Annotated in this window: 16 protein-coding genes; 10 read left to right on the top strand and 6 right to left on the bottom strand. The window is 66.5% G+C overall.

The features are described 5' to 3' along the window. Positions 1-3 precede the first annotated feature (3 nt). From ING15_RS09830 to ING15_RS09795, 8 genes are all read left to right on the top strand, one after another. Positions 4-1,254: a ubiquinone biosynthesis hydroxylase gene (locus ING15_RS09830; protein ID WP_206454633.1), complete on the top strand. Its 1,251-nt coding sequence runs from the start codon at positions 4-6 to the stop codon at positions 1,252-1,254. 199 nt (positions 1,255-1,453) lie between these two features. After that, a complete protein-coding gene (locus ING15_RS09825; protein WP_206454632.1) occupies positions 1,454-1,804 on the top strand; it encodes a DUF2849 domain-containing protein in 351 nt (116 codons plus the stop codon). Positions 1,805-1,881: 77 nt separating this feature from the next. Continuing rightward, the gene (locus ING15_RS09820; RefSeq protein ID WP_206454631.1) at positions 1,882-3,573 is read left to right on the top strand and encodes a nitrite/sulfite reductase; all 1,692 of its coding nucleotides are present in this window, start codon (positions 1,882-1,884) and stop codon (positions 3,571-3,573) included. Next, on the top strand, positions 3,570-4,076 hold the full coding sequence (locus ING15_RS09815; RefSeq protein WP_206454630.1) for a DUF934 domain-containing protein: 507 nt from the start codon (positions 3,570-3,572) through the stop codon (positions 4,074-4,076). Before ING15_RS09820 ends, ING15_RS09815 begins: the two co-directional genes overlap by 4 nt. A 4-nt stretch (positions 4,077-4,080) precedes the next feature. Next, positions 4,081-4,869 carry a phosphoadenylyl-sulfate reductase gene (locus ING15_RS09810; RefSeq protein WP_206454629.1) on the top strand — a complete coding sequence of 263 codons (789 nt, stop codon included), beginning with the start codon at positions 4,081-4,083 and terminating at the stop codon, positions 4,867-4,869. Then, positions 4,866-5,768, top strand: a complete 903-nt coding sequence (gene cysD, locus ING15_RS09805; RefSeq protein WP_206454628.1) for a sulfate adenylyltransferase subunit CysD — start codon at positions 4,866-4,868, stop codon at positions 5,766-5,768. The genes ING15_RS09810 and cysD overlap by 4 nt, the downstream gene beginning before the upstream one ends. Position 5,769: 1 nt before the next feature. Continuing rightward, positions 5,770-7,434, top strand: coding sequence for a sulfate adenylyltransferase subunit CysN (gene cysN / locus ING15_RS09800; RefSeq protein WP_206454627.1), 1,665 nt, complete (start codon positions 5,770-5,772; stop codon positions 7,432-7,434). A 317-nt stretch (positions 7,435-7,751) separates the two neighbouring features. Continuing rightward, positions 7,752-8,063 carry a hypothetical protein gene (locus tag ING15_RS09795; protein ID WP_206454626.1) on the top strand — a complete coding sequence of 104 codons (312 nt, stop codon included), beginning with the start codon at positions 7,752-7,754 and terminating at the stop codon, positions 8,061-8,063. Between the two features lie 68 nt (positions 8,064-8,131). Here ING15_RS09795 and ING15_RS09790 read toward each other — a convergent pair whose 3' ends face one another. The 4 genes from ING15_RS09790 to ING15_RS09775 all read right to left on the bottom strand — a co-directional run bounded on the left by ING15_RS09790 (position 8,132) and on the right by ING15_RS09775 (position 10,767). Then, positions 8,132-8,323 carry a Trm112 family protein gene (locus ING15_RS09790; RefSeq protein ID WP_206454625.1) on the bottom strand — a complete coding sequence of 64 codons (192 nt, stop codon included), beginning with the start codon at positions 8,321-8,323 and terminating at the stop codon, positions 8,132-8,134. A 60-nt stretch (positions 8,324-8,383) separates the two neighbouring features. Further along, entirely contained in the window at positions 8,384-9,064 is a 681-nt protein-coding gene (locus tag ING15_RS09785; protein ID WP_206454624.1) for an LON peptidase substrate-binding domain-containing protein, read from the bottom strand. A 138-nt stretch (positions 9,065-9,202) separates the two neighbouring features. Further along, on the bottom strand, positions 9,203-10,249 hold the full coding sequence (trxA, locus tag ING15_RS09780; protein WP_206454623.1) for a thioredoxin: 1,047 nt from the start codon (positions 10,247-10,249) through the stop codon (positions 9,203-9,205). After that, a complete protein-coding gene (locus tag ING15_RS09775; protein ID WP_206454622.1) occupies positions 10,246-10,767 on the bottom strand; it encodes a prolyl-tRNA synthetase associated domain-containing protein in 522 nt (173 codons plus the stop codon). The genes trxA and ING15_RS09775 overlap by 4 nt, the downstream gene beginning before the upstream one ends. Positions 10,768-10,961: 194 nt before the next feature. On the opposite strand from ING15_RS09775, the gene ING15_RS09770 reads away from it, so the two are divergent. Beyond that, positions 10,962-11,378 (top strand): universal stress protein, encoded by a 417-nt coding sequence (locus ING15_RS09770; protein ID WP_206454621.1) that lies wholly within the window; start codon positions 10,962-10,964, stop codon positions 11,376-11,378. A 13-nt stretch (positions 11,379-11,391) separates the two neighbouring features. Here the strand turns inward: ING15_RS09770 and ING15_RS09765 are convergent, their stop codons facing one another. Further along, a complete protein-coding gene (locus ING15_RS09765; protein ID WP_206454620.1) occupies positions 11,392-12,489 on the bottom strand; it encodes a YeeE/YedE family protein in 1,098 nt (365 codons plus the stop codon). A gap of 165 nt (positions 12,490-12,654) precedes the next feature. Further along, complete coding sequence (gene cobT / locus ING15_RS09760; RefSeq protein ID WP_206454619.1) at positions 12,655-13,671, bottom strand: nicotinate-nucleotide--dimethylbenzimidazole phosphoribosyltransferase; 1,017 nt, start codon at positions 13,669-13,671, stop codon at positions 12,655-12,657. Positions 13,672-13,781: 110 nt separating this feature from the next. On the opposite strand from cobT, the gene ING15_RS09755 reads away from it, so the two are divergent. Next, positions 13,782-14,555: an adenosylcobinamide-GDP ribazoletransferase gene (locus tag ING15_RS09755; protein WP_206454618.1), complete on the top strand. Its 774-nt coding sequence runs from the start codon at positions 13,782-13,784 to the stop codon at positions 14,553-14,555.

The raw sequence follows: 14,555 nt of genomic DNA, 5'->3' as shown, positions 1-14,555 counted from the left end.
TGGATGTCCGACACCAGAGCCGAGACGACAACCGCCGAGCAGGCCGACATCGTCATCGCCGGAGCCGGCTATGTCGGCCTGACGACGGCGGTGGCGATCGCCGACGCCGCGCCGCATCTCAAGATCGTCCTGGTCGATGCCGCGCCCGAGGGGGTCTGGAAGAAGGATGGCCGCGCCTCCGCCGTGGCCGCCGCCGCCGTGCGGATGCTGGAGCGGCTTGGCATCTGGGAAAAGGTCAAGGACGAGGCGCAGTCGATCACCGAGATGATCGTCACCGATTCACGCACGTCCGACCCCGTCCGTCCGGTGTTTCTCACCTTCGGCGGCGAGGCCAAGTCCGGCGAGCCCTTCGCGCACATGCTACCGAATACCGCCCTCAACGGCGCCCTGCGCGAGCGCGCGAAGACGCTCGGCATCGACATAAGACAAGCGACAGCAGTCTCCGGCATCGACCGGCAGATGGCGGCGATCCGCGTCACCCTCACCGGCGGCGGGACCATCGACGCGCGGTTGCTGATCGCCTGCGACGGCGTCCGCTCGACGATCCGCGACATGGCCGGCATCCACACCGTCCACTGGGATTACGGCCAGTCCGGCATCGTCGTGACCGTCGCCCACGAGCGCCCGCACGAAGGCCGGGCGGAGGAGCATTTCCTCCCCTCGGGCCCCTTCGCTATCCTGCCGCTCAAAGGCAACCGGTCCTCGCTCGTCTGGACAGAGCCGACCCGTGAGGCCGAGCGCCTCGTCGACGCCGACGAGATGCTGTTCGAGCACGAACTCGAACAGCGCTTCGGTCACAAGCTCGGCGCGCTGACCGTCGAAGGCGGCCGCCGCGCGTTTCCATTGGGACTCACGCTGGCGCGCGATTTCGTCAAGCCGCGGATTGCGCTGGCGGGCGATGCCGCCCACGGTATCCACCCCATTGCAGGCCAGGGCCTCAACCTCGGCTTCAAGGACGCCGCGGCGCTGGCCGAGACGATCGTCGAGGCGGACCGTCTCGGCCTCGATATCGGCGCGCTCGACGTGCTGGAGACCTATCAGCGCTGGCGGCGTTTCGACACGGTCCAGATGGGCATCACCACCGATGTCCTGAACCGCCTGTTTTCCAACGACAACCCGTTGCTGCGGGCGACCCGCAGCTTCGGACTGTCGCTGGTCGACCGCGCCCCGCCGCTGAAGGACTTCTTCATCGGCCAGGCCGCCGGGCTGTCGCGCGGTCCATCGCCGCGTCTTCTCAAGGGCGAGCCGATCTAAGACCACCCGGCCACGCATCCAGGACCGATCTGGAACGATCCTGTCGCGGAGACCGTCCGGGACAGGAAATTCTTTCTCCTCGCACCGCGACAAGGCAATCGACGCCGCCGCTGACCGCCGCGATTCAGCTTATCTATCATCGACCGAACACTGGCCCGGCCCCATTGGCCCGCATGGACCAGCGACAAGGGAGATGACAATGGCGAAGGATCACCGCGCCGGATCGAAGGTCCGAGGCGACAAGCTCCCGGCGATCCTGATGGCAAACCACCTGCTGGACGGCGACGTGGTGTTCCTGTCCGATAAGGGCTGGACGCTCGACCCGTCCAAGGCCCGCATCGCCTTCGACGCCGATACCGCCGAGGCGATGGACGCCGAAGGCAAGGCCGCCTTCGCGGCGAATGAAGTGGTCGACCCCTATCTCGTGCCGGTCGATCTCAAAGGCACCGGCCTTCCGGTCGCCCGGCATTTTCGCGACGCGATGCGCCAAAAAGGTCCGTCGGTTCACCCGGATATCGGCAAGCAGGCGGACTACCGCACGCCCGCCTGAAGGCGGGAAGGCAAGCGCGAAACGGCGACAGGCTCACGTGCCCGGCGCCTTCAGCAGCACCATCAAAGGATACGATCATGTATCGCTACGACGAATTCGACGAGCGCTTCGTGCGCGAGCGGGTTGCGCAGTTCCGCAGTCAGGTGGAGCGGCGCATCAACGGCTCGCTGTCAGAAGATGAGTTCAAGCCGTTGCGCCTGAAAAACGGGCTCTATCTGCAGCTGCACGCCTATATGCTGCGGATCGCCGTCCCCTACGGCACGCTGAACGCGCGCCAGCTTCGCCAGCTCGCCCATATCGCCGACACCTACGACAAGGGTTACGGCCACTTCACCACGCGCCAGAACCTGCAGTTCCACTGGCCGAAGCTGAAGGACGTGCCGGACATCCTGGATCTGCTCGCCGACGTCGAGATGCACTGCATCCAGACCTCCGGTAACTGCATTCGTAACGTGACCGCGGATCAGTTCGCCGGGGTTGCCGCCGACGAAGTCGAAGATCCCCGCCCGACCGGTGAACTCATTCGCCAGTGGTCGAGCTTGCATCCGGAGTTCGGCTGGCTGCCGCGCAAGTTCAAGATCGCCGTCACCGGCGCCGAGCACGACCGCGCGGCGATCAAGACGCATGACATCGGCCTGAAGATCAAGCGGCACCCCGAGACCGGGGAGATCGGCTACGAAATCGTGGTCGGTGGCGGCCTCGGCCGCACGCCGATGATCGGCAAGCTGATCCGGGAGTTCCTGCCGAAGGGCGAGCTGCTCGCCTATCTGGAAGCGGTGATGCGCGTCTACAATCTCGAAGGCCGCCGCGACAACAAGTTCAAGGCGCGCGTGAAGATCCTCGTGCACGAGACCGGCGAGGAGGAATTCCGCCGCCGCGTCGAGGCCGAATACGCCAAGCTCGACGGGCCGACGGTCAACGCGCCCGAGGAGGAGGTGGCGCGGATCGCGGCGTATTTCGCGCCGCCGGCTTATGACGACCTGCCGGAGGATTCCGCAGCTTTGGCGGCGGCTCGGACAAGCGACCCCGGCCTCGAGCGTTTCGTCGCGCGGAACGGCTTTGCCCATCGCCAGCCCGGCTACATCGCCCTGACGGTCTCGCTCAAGGCCATCGGCGAGGTTCCCGGCGACATGAGCGCCGATCAGATGCGCGCCTTCGCCGATATCGCCGAGCGCTATTCCTTCGGCGAGTTGCGCGTGACCCATGGCCAGAACCTGGTTCTGCCGCATGTCAGGAAAGACGACGTTCCGGCCGTCTACGCCGCGCTGAAGGCGGAACGGCTGCATACGGCCAATGCCGGACTTGTCACCGACATCATCGCGTGCCCCGGCCTCGACTATTGCGCGCTCGCCACGGCGAAATCGATCCCGATCGCGCAGGATATCGCCAAGACTTTCGCCGATGAGGCGCGCCAGTTGGAAATCGGCCATCTGCCGATCAAGATCTCCGGCTGCATCAACGCCTGCGGCCACCACCATGTCGGCGCGATCGGCATTCTCGGGCTCGAAAAGGCCGGCAAGGAAAATTACCAGATCACCGTCGGCGGCGACGCCACCGAGAACGCCGCACTCGGCGAACGGCTTGGCCCGGGCATCGACGCCGCCGAGGTGCCGGGCGCGATCGAAGCGATCGTCACAACCTATCTCGGCGAGCGGCAGGACGGCGAAGCATTCATCGAGACCGTGCGCCGGGCCGGGTTGGAGCCGTTCAAGGCGAGCTTCACCGCCTATGTCGCCGGGCGCGAAAACCTTCGAAAGGACGCGGCATGACGCTGATCGCCGCCACCGGCGCGAAGCCGGACGCCTATACCCGCGTTGACACAGCCGAGGCGGCGACGAAAACCGAAGGTCCGGTGATCATGCCGTTGGTGCTGGCCGACGCCGCGCGCGCCGTCCTGCCGGATTTGCGCTTCGGCCTGTCGGTGCCCAACAGCGCGTCGATCGAGGAGATCGCCCCGCATCTCGACGCGGCGGACCTGATCGCGGTCGAGTTCCCGGCGTTTTCCGATGGCCGTGGCCTGTCGCTGGCCAAGCGGCTGCGCCGGGCCGACTTTAAGGGCACCCTGCGCGCGTCGGGACCGCTGATCGCCGACCAGTTCGCCGAGGCGCTGGCCTGCGGCTTCGACGAGATCGAGCTGCCCGAAACGATGGCGAACCGGCAGCCAGTCCAGCAATGGATGGCGGCCAAGGACAGCGTCACACGGCACTACCAGACCGGCTATGGCGAAGAGCGCAGCATCCTCCAGAAGCGGCTCGCCGCCCGGAGGGCCTGACGCCATGTGCGCGGAGCGTAGACATCTCGCGGGGGAGCTGAATGCTGGTTTCGTCGCGCTGACGCCGCTTGAGCGCCTGCGGACGCTGGTCAAGCGCGCCGGCGGACCGGTGGTGTTCACCACGAGCCTTGGCATCGAGGACCAGATGATCACTCATCTGATCTTTGCCAATGATCTGCCGGTGCAGGTGAAGACGCTCGATACCGGCCGGCTGTTTCCCCAAACCTACGCGCTCTGGCGCGAGACCGAGGAGAAATACGGCCGCCGCATCAAGGCGCTGTACCCGCAAGCCGAAGCGCTCGAGACGCTGGTGAACGACCAGGGCATTGATGGATTCTACTACGCGCCTGAGTTTCGCAAGAACTGCTGCGGCGTCAGAAAGGTCGAGCCGCTGGCGCGCGCGCTTGCCGGCGCCGCCGGCTGGATCACCGGCCTTCGCCGCGATCAGTCGGCCAACCGCTCCGACATGGATTTCGTCTCGTTCGACGGCGCCCGCGGTCTGATCAAGGCCAACCCGATCTTCGACTGGACCCGCGACGCGATCGTGGCGTTCACGGCCGAGCAGGGCGTTCCGGTCAACGCGCTGCATGCGAAGAACTTCCTGTCGATCGGCTGCGCCCCCTGCACCCGCGCGATCCGCCCAGGCGAGCCGGAACGGGCCGGCCGCTGGTGGTGGGAGGAAGAGACCAAGCGCGAATGCGGCCTGCATGTCGATGACGCTGGCCGCCCCGTCCGCAACGACGCCCATCGTCCCGCCAGCGCGGACGCAGCCTTCGAGAGACTGCCGCAATGAAACAGCTGACCCATCTGCAGCGGCTCGAAGCCGAGTCGATCTTCATCCTGCGCGAGGTCGCCGCGACGGCCGAAAATCCGGTGATGCTGTATTCGGTCGGCAAGGATTCGGCGGTGATGCTCCATCTCGCCATGAAGGCCTTCGCGCCCGGCAAGCCGCCCTTCCCGCTCCTGCATGTCGATACGACCTGGAAGTTCCGCGAGATGATCGAATTCCGCGACCGCCGCGCCAAGGATCTCGGTCTCGACCTCATCGTCCATATCAACCAGGAGGGCGTGCGCGCCGGCATCAACCCGTTCGATTCAGGCAGCCGCGTCCATACCGACGTGATGAAGACGGAAGGCTTGAAGCAGGCGCTCGACAAATACCGCTTCGACGCGGCCTTTGGCGGCGCGCGCCGCGACGAGGAGAAGAGCCGTGCCAAGGAGCGGATCTTCTCGCTGCGCTCGGCCGAGCATCGCTGGGACGCCAAGAACCAGCGACCGGAGCCCTGGCGGCTGTTCAACACCCGCAAGAAGAAGGGCGAGAGCTTCCGCGTCTTCCCACTGTCGAATTGGACCGAGCAGGATGTGTGGGACTACATCGCGCTCGAAAACATCCCCGTCGTGCCGCTGTATTTCGCCGCCCCCCGGCCCATCGTGAGACGGGAGGGCGCGCTGATCATGCGCGACGACGAGCGGATGGCGCTGAAGCCGGGCGAGACGATCGAGACCATGATGGTCCGCTTCCGCACCCTCGGCTGCTACCCACTGACCGGCGCGGTCGAATCGGACGCCGCGACGCTGGCCGACATCATCGCCGAAATGCGCGGATCGCGCACCTCCGAGCGCCAGGGACGGGTCATCGACCAGGATTCCGGCGCCTCGATGGAAGAAAAGAAGCAGGAAGGCTATTTCTGAGATGACCAGCGCCCTGCAACAGCGCCCCGTCGCCGAGGATACCGACGCGGTCCCTCGTCACGCCAAGCTTGCTCTCGTCGATCCCAAGGCCGGCGTCGTGCCGCTGGCGGCGCCTGCCGCCTCGCTCTTACGCTTCATCACCTGCGGCTCGGTCGACGACGGCAAGTCGACGCTGATCGGCCGGCTGCTCTACGAGACCAACGCCGTCTTCGATGATCAGCTCGAGGCGTTGCACCGCGATTCGAAGAAATTCGGCACCACCGGCGAGGATCTCGATTTCGCGCTGCTGGTCGACGGGCTGTCGGCGGAGCGCGAACAGGGCATCACCATCGATGTCGCCTATCGCTATTTCTCCACCGGCCACCGCGCCTTCATCATCGCCGACACGCCCGGCCACGAGCAATACACGCGCAACATGGCGACCGGCGCCAGCCAGGCGGAACTCGCGGTGATCCTCGTCGACGCGCGCAAGGGTATCCTGCCGCAGACCCGGCGGCATTCCTTCATCACCTCGCTGGTCGGCATCAAGAGCGTCGTCATCGCCATCAACAAGATGGATCTGATCGACTTCGCCGAGGACCGGTTCGAGGCGATCAAGCGCGATTATGAGGCGATCCTGCCAGCGCTCGGCTTCACCGACGTCTCCTTCGTTCCCGTGTCGGCGAAGAACGGCGACAACATCGCCGCGCGCTCGCCCAACCTGCCGTGGTACCGGGGCGAGACGCTGCTCGAGCGGCTGGAATCCGTCACGCCGGAGACCTTCGACGCCGGATCGGCGCCGTTCCGGATGCCGGTACAATGGGTCAACCGGCCCGATCTCGATTTCCGGGGCTTTGCCGGCACCATCGCCAGCGGCAGCATCACGGCCGGCGACCCGGTCGTCGTTCTGCCGGGGCGGCGCGAAACAAGGGTGAAGGCCGTTCGGGATCCCGACGGCGAGGTGCTGTCGGCGGCGGCCGGCGGGGCCGTCACCCTGACCCTCACCGACGAGGTCGATGTCTCGCGCGGCGACGTGCTGGCAAGGCCGGACGATATGCTGGCGGCGGTGAAATCCGTCGCCGCCGAGATTCTGTGGATGGTCGACCGGCCGCTGGTGCCCGGCGGACGCCTCGTCGCCAAACTCGGCACCGCCTCGACGCCGGCGAGCGTGCGCGGTCTCGACGCCGCGGTCGACATCCATTCCTTCGCGCCGAAACCCGCGAACGTCCTTTTGATGAACGAGATCGGCCGGGTGACGCTCGCCTTCGACCGGCCCCTGGTCGCGGCGTCCTACGAGGAAAGCCGCGAATTCGGCGCGTTCATCCTGATCGACCCGCTGACCAACGAAACGGTGGCGCTCGGCGTCGTGCGGACGGTCAACGACGACAGGGAGCCGTCGCATTCCTCCGCGAGGCCGGGCTCGACGCTGGATCATCTCAAGACGCTCTGGCTCGGCGAGGCGAGGGAGTCCACGCAACGCTGGTCGATGGTGCGGTTCCGGGCGGCGGCGGCGGTGCTGTTTGGCTTCATCGGGTTTTTGTTCGGGCTTGCTCCGGTACTGGCGGCTGCCCTCGCCCTAGTGGACTTCGCCCTTCGGCCGTTCCTTCGCCTGGCATTCGGCGCGCATCCGACCCATTCGGCAACCGAGAAAGGCGTTGCGGCGGTGGGCGACGGGGCGGGCATCTGACCGGCAAGCAGCCGGGGCCGTGGACACCGCAGCTCCGGGGGAGTGCGGCGCCGCCGGCCGCCGCTGACCGAGCTTGCTCTCCTGGCGTTATCCCTCGTCGCATGCCTGACCCTGACGGTCGGCATTTTGGGTTGACCACCCGCCTCCGGCCGCAATCGTCAAGACAACGTGGCGACGGCTTGGCCGGCTTGCCCGAAATCACCTTCCAATGATCATCGCGCGAACGTGAACCGACCACGAAGCGGCGAGAATCTCTCCCCATCGACGGATCACCAGAAGCGGTGACTCGTCGACCCTCGGAAAGATGGAGAGTTCCGATGAAAACACTGCTACTGACAGCCGCGACCCTGATGCTTGGCGTTCATATCGCCGCGGCTCAGACAGAAACCCCGGCGGAGAGCGAGACCCCCATGGCGTCAAGCTGCGCCGAGGCGCTGCCTCAGATCCAGGCGCTGGTCGACCAGGCCGAACAATCGGGGGTCGATACTGAAACGGCGAAGGGGTACGTCGCCGCCGCCGAGAATGCGCAAGGGGCAGGCGACGAGGATGGCTGCATCCGCGCGCTTCAGCTCGCGCAGAGCGAGGTTCTGTCGAAAGCCGACGGCGAGCCCGACGCGGCCGCGCAATAGATCACGAATGACATCGGAAGGCCGGGCCCGATGCCCGGTCTTCCGCCGTCGACGGCGACCAAGCGATCTCAGTCGAGCTCTCTCGCCTCTGACGGCAGCATGATCGGGATACCTTCACGAACCGGATAGGCGAGCTTCGCCGCCTTCGAGACAAGTTCGTTGTTCTCGCGATCGTAGACGAGAGACGTCTTGGTCAGGGGACAGACCAGAAGCTCGAGCAGCTTCGGATCGGGTCGTCCCATTTCGCGCCGTTGGTTCATCCATTCCGTCTTTCGTTTCGCGGTCGTCCGCCCCAGCAAACGCGCGGCGGCCGTCCGGCCCTATTGCAGCGTGTGCGAGGAGCCGTCGTCGTCGCCATCGCGCGCCAAGGCGATCTCGGTGATCGCGACCAGCGTTTCCGCCCGCGTCTTCAGGTCCGGGGCCTCGAGCAGCGCCTGTTTCTCAGCCGCGCCGTAGGGCGACATCATGCAAAGCGCGTTGACCAGTGTCTCGTTGGAAGCGCGGGTCACGCTCTCCCAATCCGCCTCGAGCTGATTGGCCTCCAGATACTGCTTGAAGGTACCCAGCAACGAGTCGCGATCGACGTCGCCGGCTCCCTGCCCCAGATCGAGATCACCGAGAAAGGCCGCCGCCCGGCACGAGCGATAGGGCGCCCGGTCGACCAACTCCTCCAGCACCCGAAATCGCACGACACCGTGCAGATTGATGATGTAGCGCCCGTCGCCGGACTCGCTGAGCGACGTGATGCGGCCGAGGCAGCCGACCTTGCAAAGCTCCGGCTCGCCATCGCTTCGCCGCGCCCCGTCGAGCGCCGGCTGGATCATGCCGATGATCCGTGTCCCGGCCATGGCGTCGTCGACCATCTGCAAATAGCGCGGCTCGAAAACATTGAGCGGCAGTTGCCCGCCCGGCAGCAGCAGCGCGCCCGCCAGTGGAAAGAGCGGGACGACACTCGGAAGGTCCGATGCGTTCCGATAGTTGAAATTGCCGGCGTGAACCAAACCATGTCTCCGTTGCCGAGACCGAATTTGGAACGCGAACACGCGATCTCAAGGGATGCGGCAACAAGCAGCGGCCGAACCGACTGGAAGGCCGAGGGCGGCGCGGGCCGATCGCCCGTGCCGCACCCGCCTGGTCGATCAGGTGAAGAGCAGCGAGGACAGCTTGCGCCGGGCCTCCTTCGTCGCCGGATCGGTCGGCCCCCAGGCCTCGAAGAATTCGAGGAGCTTTCTGCGCGCGGCATCGTCCTCGAAGGTACGATCGCGGCCGATGATCTCCAGGAGATGGCCGGCGGCCGTCGCCCGCTCGCCTTTGGCCTGGGCAATCAGTGCCAGATCGTAGCGGGCCTGATGGTCGTCCGGGTTGCCCTCGATCCGGGCCTGCAGCGCCACCGGATCGCCCAGCTGCGAAATCTCCTCGGCGAGCTTCAGCTTGGTGCGGATGGCCGCGAGCGCGGGATCCTCCGGCTTGCCGGCATCGTCGGCCGCAAATCCATCGACCAATGCCTTGGCCCGCGCCGCATCGCCGGCCGCCAGATAGCACTCCGCCAGCCCCGCAGTTGCGGCGGCATGATTGGGCTCGTGCTGGAGGATAGCGCCGAAGAGCTGCGCGGCGCCGCCCGCGTCACCGTCGGCGAGCAGTTGTCTGGCCTGTTCGAGCGCCTGGGCGACCGGATCGTCCGCGCCGCCGCCCTTGCCCTTCGGCAGGCGGTCGATGAACGCCTTGACCTCGCTCTCCGGCAGCGCGCCCATAAAGCCATCGACCGGCTGGCCGTCGACAAAGGCAAACACCGCCGGGATTGACTGGACCCCGAGCTGGCCGGCGATCGCGGGATGGTCGTCGATGTTCATCTTGACCAGCTTGACCTTGCCGCCGGCCGCCTTCACCACCCGCTCGATGATCGGGGTCAATTGCTTGCAGGGGCCGCACCAGGGCGCCCAGAAATCAACCAGGACAGGCTGCCGCCGCGACTCCTGGATCACGTCGGCGGAGAAATTAGCCGTCGTCGTATCCTTGACCAGATCGGCTTGCGCGGCGCTACCGCCCAGATCCGCAAAACCTTCCAGCCCCGGCGAGGCCGGCGCAGCCGGCGCCTGCGGCTGGGCATTGCCCACCGTCTGGCCCGCCGGACCGGTCATCTGCGCGCCGTAGCCGCCGAAGGGATTGCCGTAGGGATTGTCGCTCATGCCGCCTGCCCGTCGTCGTCTGCCGGTGCTTCGAGGCCGATGACAAGCGGCTCGTGCCCGGTGGATTGGAAGAACGCCATCAGCGCCGATGTGGCGATGGTCGTCGTCGCCGCATTCGTCAGCGGATGGCAGTTCACCATATCGTGCGCCAGGAGCCCTTCATCAAGCACCACGCAGACCTCGCCCCCGGTATCGTTGATGACGCCAAAAGCGGTGACCGAGCCCGGCTCGACGCCGAGCAGCGCACGCATCTGGTCGCCGCTGGCAAAGGACAGCCGCCCGGATGCTCCGATTCGCTTGTGCAGCCCCTTCAGGTCGACGGCGCGGGTCTCCTCCGCCACGACGAGAAAGATCCGACCCTTCTTGTCCTTCAGAAACAGGTTCTTGGTGTGACCGCCGGGAATCGTGCCGCGCAGCGCCTGGCTCTCTTCCACGGAATGAAGCGGCGGATGCTCGACGGTCTTCGTCTGAATTCCGAGCCCGGCCAGATGGTGGATGAGGTCGTCGCGTGTCTTCATCGCAGTGAGGGTTCTCCGTCCTGCTTGTCTACATCGCCTTCAATGCGAGGCTTCGGCGGTTCGGCTCCTGATAGTATCGAAACGCGGCGAATGCGACCGTTCGCTGAGCACCTCATTGATCGACATCAAGACGGCCCGCCCGCCCCGAGGGTACATAGACATGAAGAGAGATCGCCGATGAAGAGGAGATCGCCATGTACAAGAAGATCATGGTCCCGGTCGATTTGAGCCATACCGACCGCCTGGAAAAGGCGTTGATGATAGCCGCCGATCTTGCGGGACTTTATGGCAGTGCGGTCCACTATGTGGGCGTGACGACGTCCGGGCCCGGCACGGTCGCGCATACGCCCGAGGAATATACAAGCAAGCTCGACGCCTTCGGTCTCGCGCAGGCCGAGAAATACAGTCTCCCGCAGGAGACGACAGCAACCTATGTCAGCCATGATCCGTCGGTCGATCTGGATCGAACGCTGTTGAAAGCGGTCGAGGAGAGCGGTGCCGATCTGGTGGTCGTCGCCTCGCATGTGCCAGGGCTCCCCGAGCACATCTTCGCATCCAACGCCATCTATCTCGCCGCCCATGCCAAGACCTCGGTCATGGTAGTGCGCTGACGATTGCGAACCGCTATTCCGCCGGAACCACGCCCGCCTCCGACCCCAGATCGCGGACCGGGCGCGGACGGTCGACGAACTGGTCGGCAAGCGCACCGCCGACGACCATCGAGAACAAGGCGAGAAGCGCCGACACCGCCAGGACAGCGCCGCCGGTGAAGCCCGCGCCGATGGTGCAGCCAACAGCCAGGATGCCACCGAAACCCATCAGCGCGGCGCCGACGGTGTAGCGCAGGAAGGAGGGTGTGCCCGGCTCGGAGAACGTCTGGATGCGAAACTGCCGGAACAACAGCGCTGCAACGAAGGCGCCCAGCAATGCGCCGGCGAGAACGCCCTGGTCCAGGCCGGCAAAGGCGTCCGCTTCGGTGGGAAGTGCCGCCGTGGTGGCCAAAGGCCGGATGAAGGAGAGGCTTTCGGCCTGGATCGGCTCGAACACCTGCTGTGAGAGCGTGTAGGTGAAATACCAGCCGGCGACGATGGTCGCGCCAACGCCGACGCCGCCCGCCAGCCGCCAAATGGACGCCCGCGATGCCAGAGCGAGGCCGACAGCGGCGGTCGCCAGGACCACGCCGATGATCACGCCGGCTTGCTGCCCCAGACCCAGATGGGCGAGAACATCGTTGCCGCCGATCGCTGCGGTGCTCCAGAGCCCGCCGGCGCTGTCGCGCAGCGGCACCAGAACGCCGTTGTAGGTGGCAAGCCCGACAATCGCGATGATGAGCGACGTGTAGAGCGCCCGCAGATTGCCCGTGGCCGACAAGACCAGCAATCGCGAAACACAGCCGCGCGCCAGGATCATGCCGACGCCGAACAAGACGCCACCGATGATGGCGCCGGACAGGCTCTGGGCGGTCGCGAAGAAGCGCGTTTCGACGACATTCACGACATCGAACGTCAAAAGGATCTGGACGCCCAGAACGGCCGCCGCGAAGCCCGCCGCCCAGGTCGCCAGCGCGGCAAGATCGCGTTTGCGGGTGAGATCGAGAATCGCCGAGCGCGTGCAGAACGCACTGCGCTGCATGAAAAAGCCGAACAGCGCGCCGATCACGGCGCCACCGGCGAGTGCCGTCTGATTCTCGCCAATCAGATCGATCAGGGGGACGAAATCCATCGCGTTGTTTCCCGAATTGCGTGTGCCGTGAACATATGCGGGAGCCGCGATCTATTCAGGCTACGGGAGTTGCGCCGGCACTTCCTCACGAGGATGCCTTTTCTCCGAAAGTGGCGAAGCTTGGATTCTCGTTCCTGCCTCGTCGAAGCGATAGCCGATCCGGCGTCATTCCCGATTCGAGACCGCCGCCTCACCGAATGTCGCCATGCCGGAATGACATTCCGCCGCTGCCTTGACGATGCCAGCGGCGATCGCCGCCCCGGTGCCTTCGCCGAGTCGCATGCCGAGAGCCAGGAGCGGCACCTTGCCAATCGCTTCCACCGCACGGATATGGCCCGGCTCGGCCGAGACATGGCCGAACAGGCAATGGTCGAGAGCCCTCGGGTCCATGGCGTAAAGGATCGCCGCGGCAGCGGTCGAGACGAAACCGTCGACGATGACTGGCACCTTCTGCATGCGCCCCGCAAGAATCGCGCCGGCCATCGCGGCAATCTCGCGGCCGCCGAGGCGCCGCAGCACCTCCAGCGGGTCGGCGAGATGCCCCTTGTGACGCTCCAGCGCCGCGGCGACGACCCGCGCCTTCTTGTCGACGCCAGCCGCGTCATGGCCGGCGCCGGGGCCGGTCCAGTCGCGCGGGTCCCCGCCGAACAGCGCCGCGAATATGGCCGCCGCGATGGTGGTGTTGCCGATGCCCATTTCGCCGATGCACAGGAGATCGGGCTCGCCGGCCAGCACCTCCATGCCGAAGGCCATGGTGGCGGCGCACGTCCGCTCGTCCATCGCCGCGGCTTCCGTGATGTCCTCGGTCGGTATTTCGAGGGCGAGGTCGAAGACCTTGAGGCCGAGGTCATAGGCGGCGCAAATCTGGTTGATCGCAGCGCCCCCGGCCCCGAAATTCGCCACCATCTGCGCGGTCACTTCGGCGGGAAAGGGCGAGACTCCTTGCCGGGTCACACCGTGATTGCCGGCGAAGACCGCGACCAGCGGCCGGCGCACCGCCGGCTGACGGCCCTGCCAAGCGGCGAGCCACTCGGACAGGTCTTCCAGGCGCCCGAGCGCGCCCGCCGGCTTGGTCAGTTGCCCCTCGCGCTCGCGCTTCACCCTAACCGCCGCCTCGTCGGGCCCGGGCATCCGGCGGACGAGATCACGAATATCGTCGAAAGGCAGCCCGGTTGTGGACATCGCTCGCTCCTCGGGGTTTGCTTCGGCGAACAACGACGGAAAGTCGGCGGCGCCGTTACGGTCTGACTGTGGCGGGAATGGCGCAGCGACGCGCAAGGAGCAAGTCCGCAATGAGGGAATTCACCGCTTCGACGATGCGATCGCTGGCCTTTCTGACCCGGCTTCCGCCGGCGCGCCGCGCCTTTACCGGAACGCACCCGCTCGGCGAGGACGTCCATTCATTTCCGCTGGCGGGGCTAATCGCGGCGCTGCCGGCGGCGCTGATCCTGTTTCTCGGGCCGGCGGTCGGCCTGTCGGCGCTCGTCGTCGCGTCGCTGGCGGTCGCGGCACTGGTCTTCGTCACCGGCGCGCTGCACGAGGACGGGCTCGGCGATGTCGCCGACGGGCTCGGCGGCCACCATGAGCGGGATCGCGCGCTGGCGATCATGAAGGACAGCCGGGTCGGCAGCTATGGCGCCCTCGCGCTGATCCTGTCGGTCGCGCTGCGGATCGCAATCCTCGCCGAATTGATCGAAGCCGGCCCCGCAGGCGCGGCGCTCGCCATGCTCGGTGTCGCGGCGGCAAGCCGAGGCGCGATGGCCTGGCTGTGGGCGTCGCTGCCCTCCGCCTCGATCGGCGGCACGGCCGATCGGATGGGTCGGCCGGACCACAGAAACGGCCGCGCGGCCCTTCTTATCGGCGATGGCCTCTACCTCGTCGCCGGCATCCTCGCCGTCGGCTTCGGCCCGACGCTCGCGGGCTTCCTCCTCGGCGGGCTGGTGCTGTTATGGTTTCGCGGCTTCATCGAACGCCGGCTCGGCGGCCAGACCGGCGACTGCCTGGGCGCGTCGCAGCAGCTCGTGGAAATCGCCGCGCTGCTCGGCCTGGCGCTGGGCAGCGGCTGA

The organism is Aurantimonas marina, from assembly GCF_017183135.1.
Taxonomy (GTDB): Bacteria; Pseudomonadota; Alphaproteobacteria; order Rhizobiales; family Rhizobiaceae; genus Aurantimonas; species Aurantimonas marina.
Note: the sequence above shows the minus strand (reverse complement) of the source record. Positions and strands in the feature narration are given on the sequence as shown.

Coding starts and splice junctions, on each gene's coding strand:
- ING15_RS09830 (WP_206454633.1), top strand. CDS start 4: ATGTCCGACACCAGAGCCGAGACGACAACCGCCGAGCAGGCCGACATC.
- ING15_RS09825 (WP_206454632.1), top strand. CDS start 1,454: ATGGCGAAGGATCACCGCGCCGGATCGAAGGTCCGAGGCGACAAGCTC.
- ING15_RS09820 (WP_206454631.1), top strand. CDS start 1,882: ATGTATCGCTACGACGAATTCGACGAGCGCTTCGTGCGCGAGCGGGTT.
- ING15_RS09815 (WP_206454630.1), top strand. CDS start 3,570: ATGACGCTGATCGCCGCCACCGGCGCGAAGCCGGACGCCTATACCCGC.
- ING15_RS09810 (WP_206454629.1), top strand. CDS start 4,081: ATGTGCGCGGAGCGTAGACATCTCGCGGGGGAGCTGAATGCTGGTTTC.
- cysD (WP_206454628.1), top strand. CDS start 4,866: ATGAAACAGCTGACCCATCTGCAGCGGCTCGAAGCCGAGTCGATCTTC.
- cysN (WP_206454627.1), top strand. CDS start 5,770: ATGACCAGCGCCCTGCAACAGCGCCCCGTCGCCGAGGATACCGACGCG.
- ING15_RS09795 (WP_206454626.1), top strand. CDS start 7,752: ATGAAAACACTGCTACTGACAGCCGCGACCCTGATGCTTGGCGTTCAT.
- ING15_RS09790 (WP_206454625.1), bottom strand. CDS start 8,323: ATGAACCAACGGCGCGAAATGGGACGACCCGATCCGAAGCTGCTCGAG.
- trxA (WP_206454623.1), bottom strand. CDS start 10,249: ATGAGCGACAATCCCTACGGCAATCCCTTCGGCGGCTACGGCGCGCAG.
- ING15_RS09775 (WP_206454622.1), bottom strand. CDS start 10,767: ATGAAGACACGCGACGACCTCATCCACCATCTGGCCGGGCTCGGAATT.
- ING15_RS09770 (WP_206454621.1), top strand. CDS start 10,962: ATGTACAAGAAGATCATGGTCCCGGTCGATTTGAGCCATACCGACCGC.
- ING15_RS09765 (WP_206454620.1), bottom strand. CDS start 12,489: ATGGATTTCGTCCCCCTGATCGATCTGATTGGCGAGAATCAGACGGCA.
- cobT (WP_206454619.1), bottom strand. CDS start 13,671: ATGTCCACAACCGGGCTGCCTTTCGACGATATTCGTGATCTCGTCCGC.
- ING15_RS09755 (WP_206454618.1), top strand. CDS start 13,782: ATGAGGGAATTCACCGCTTCGACGATGCGATCGCTGGCCTTTCTGACC.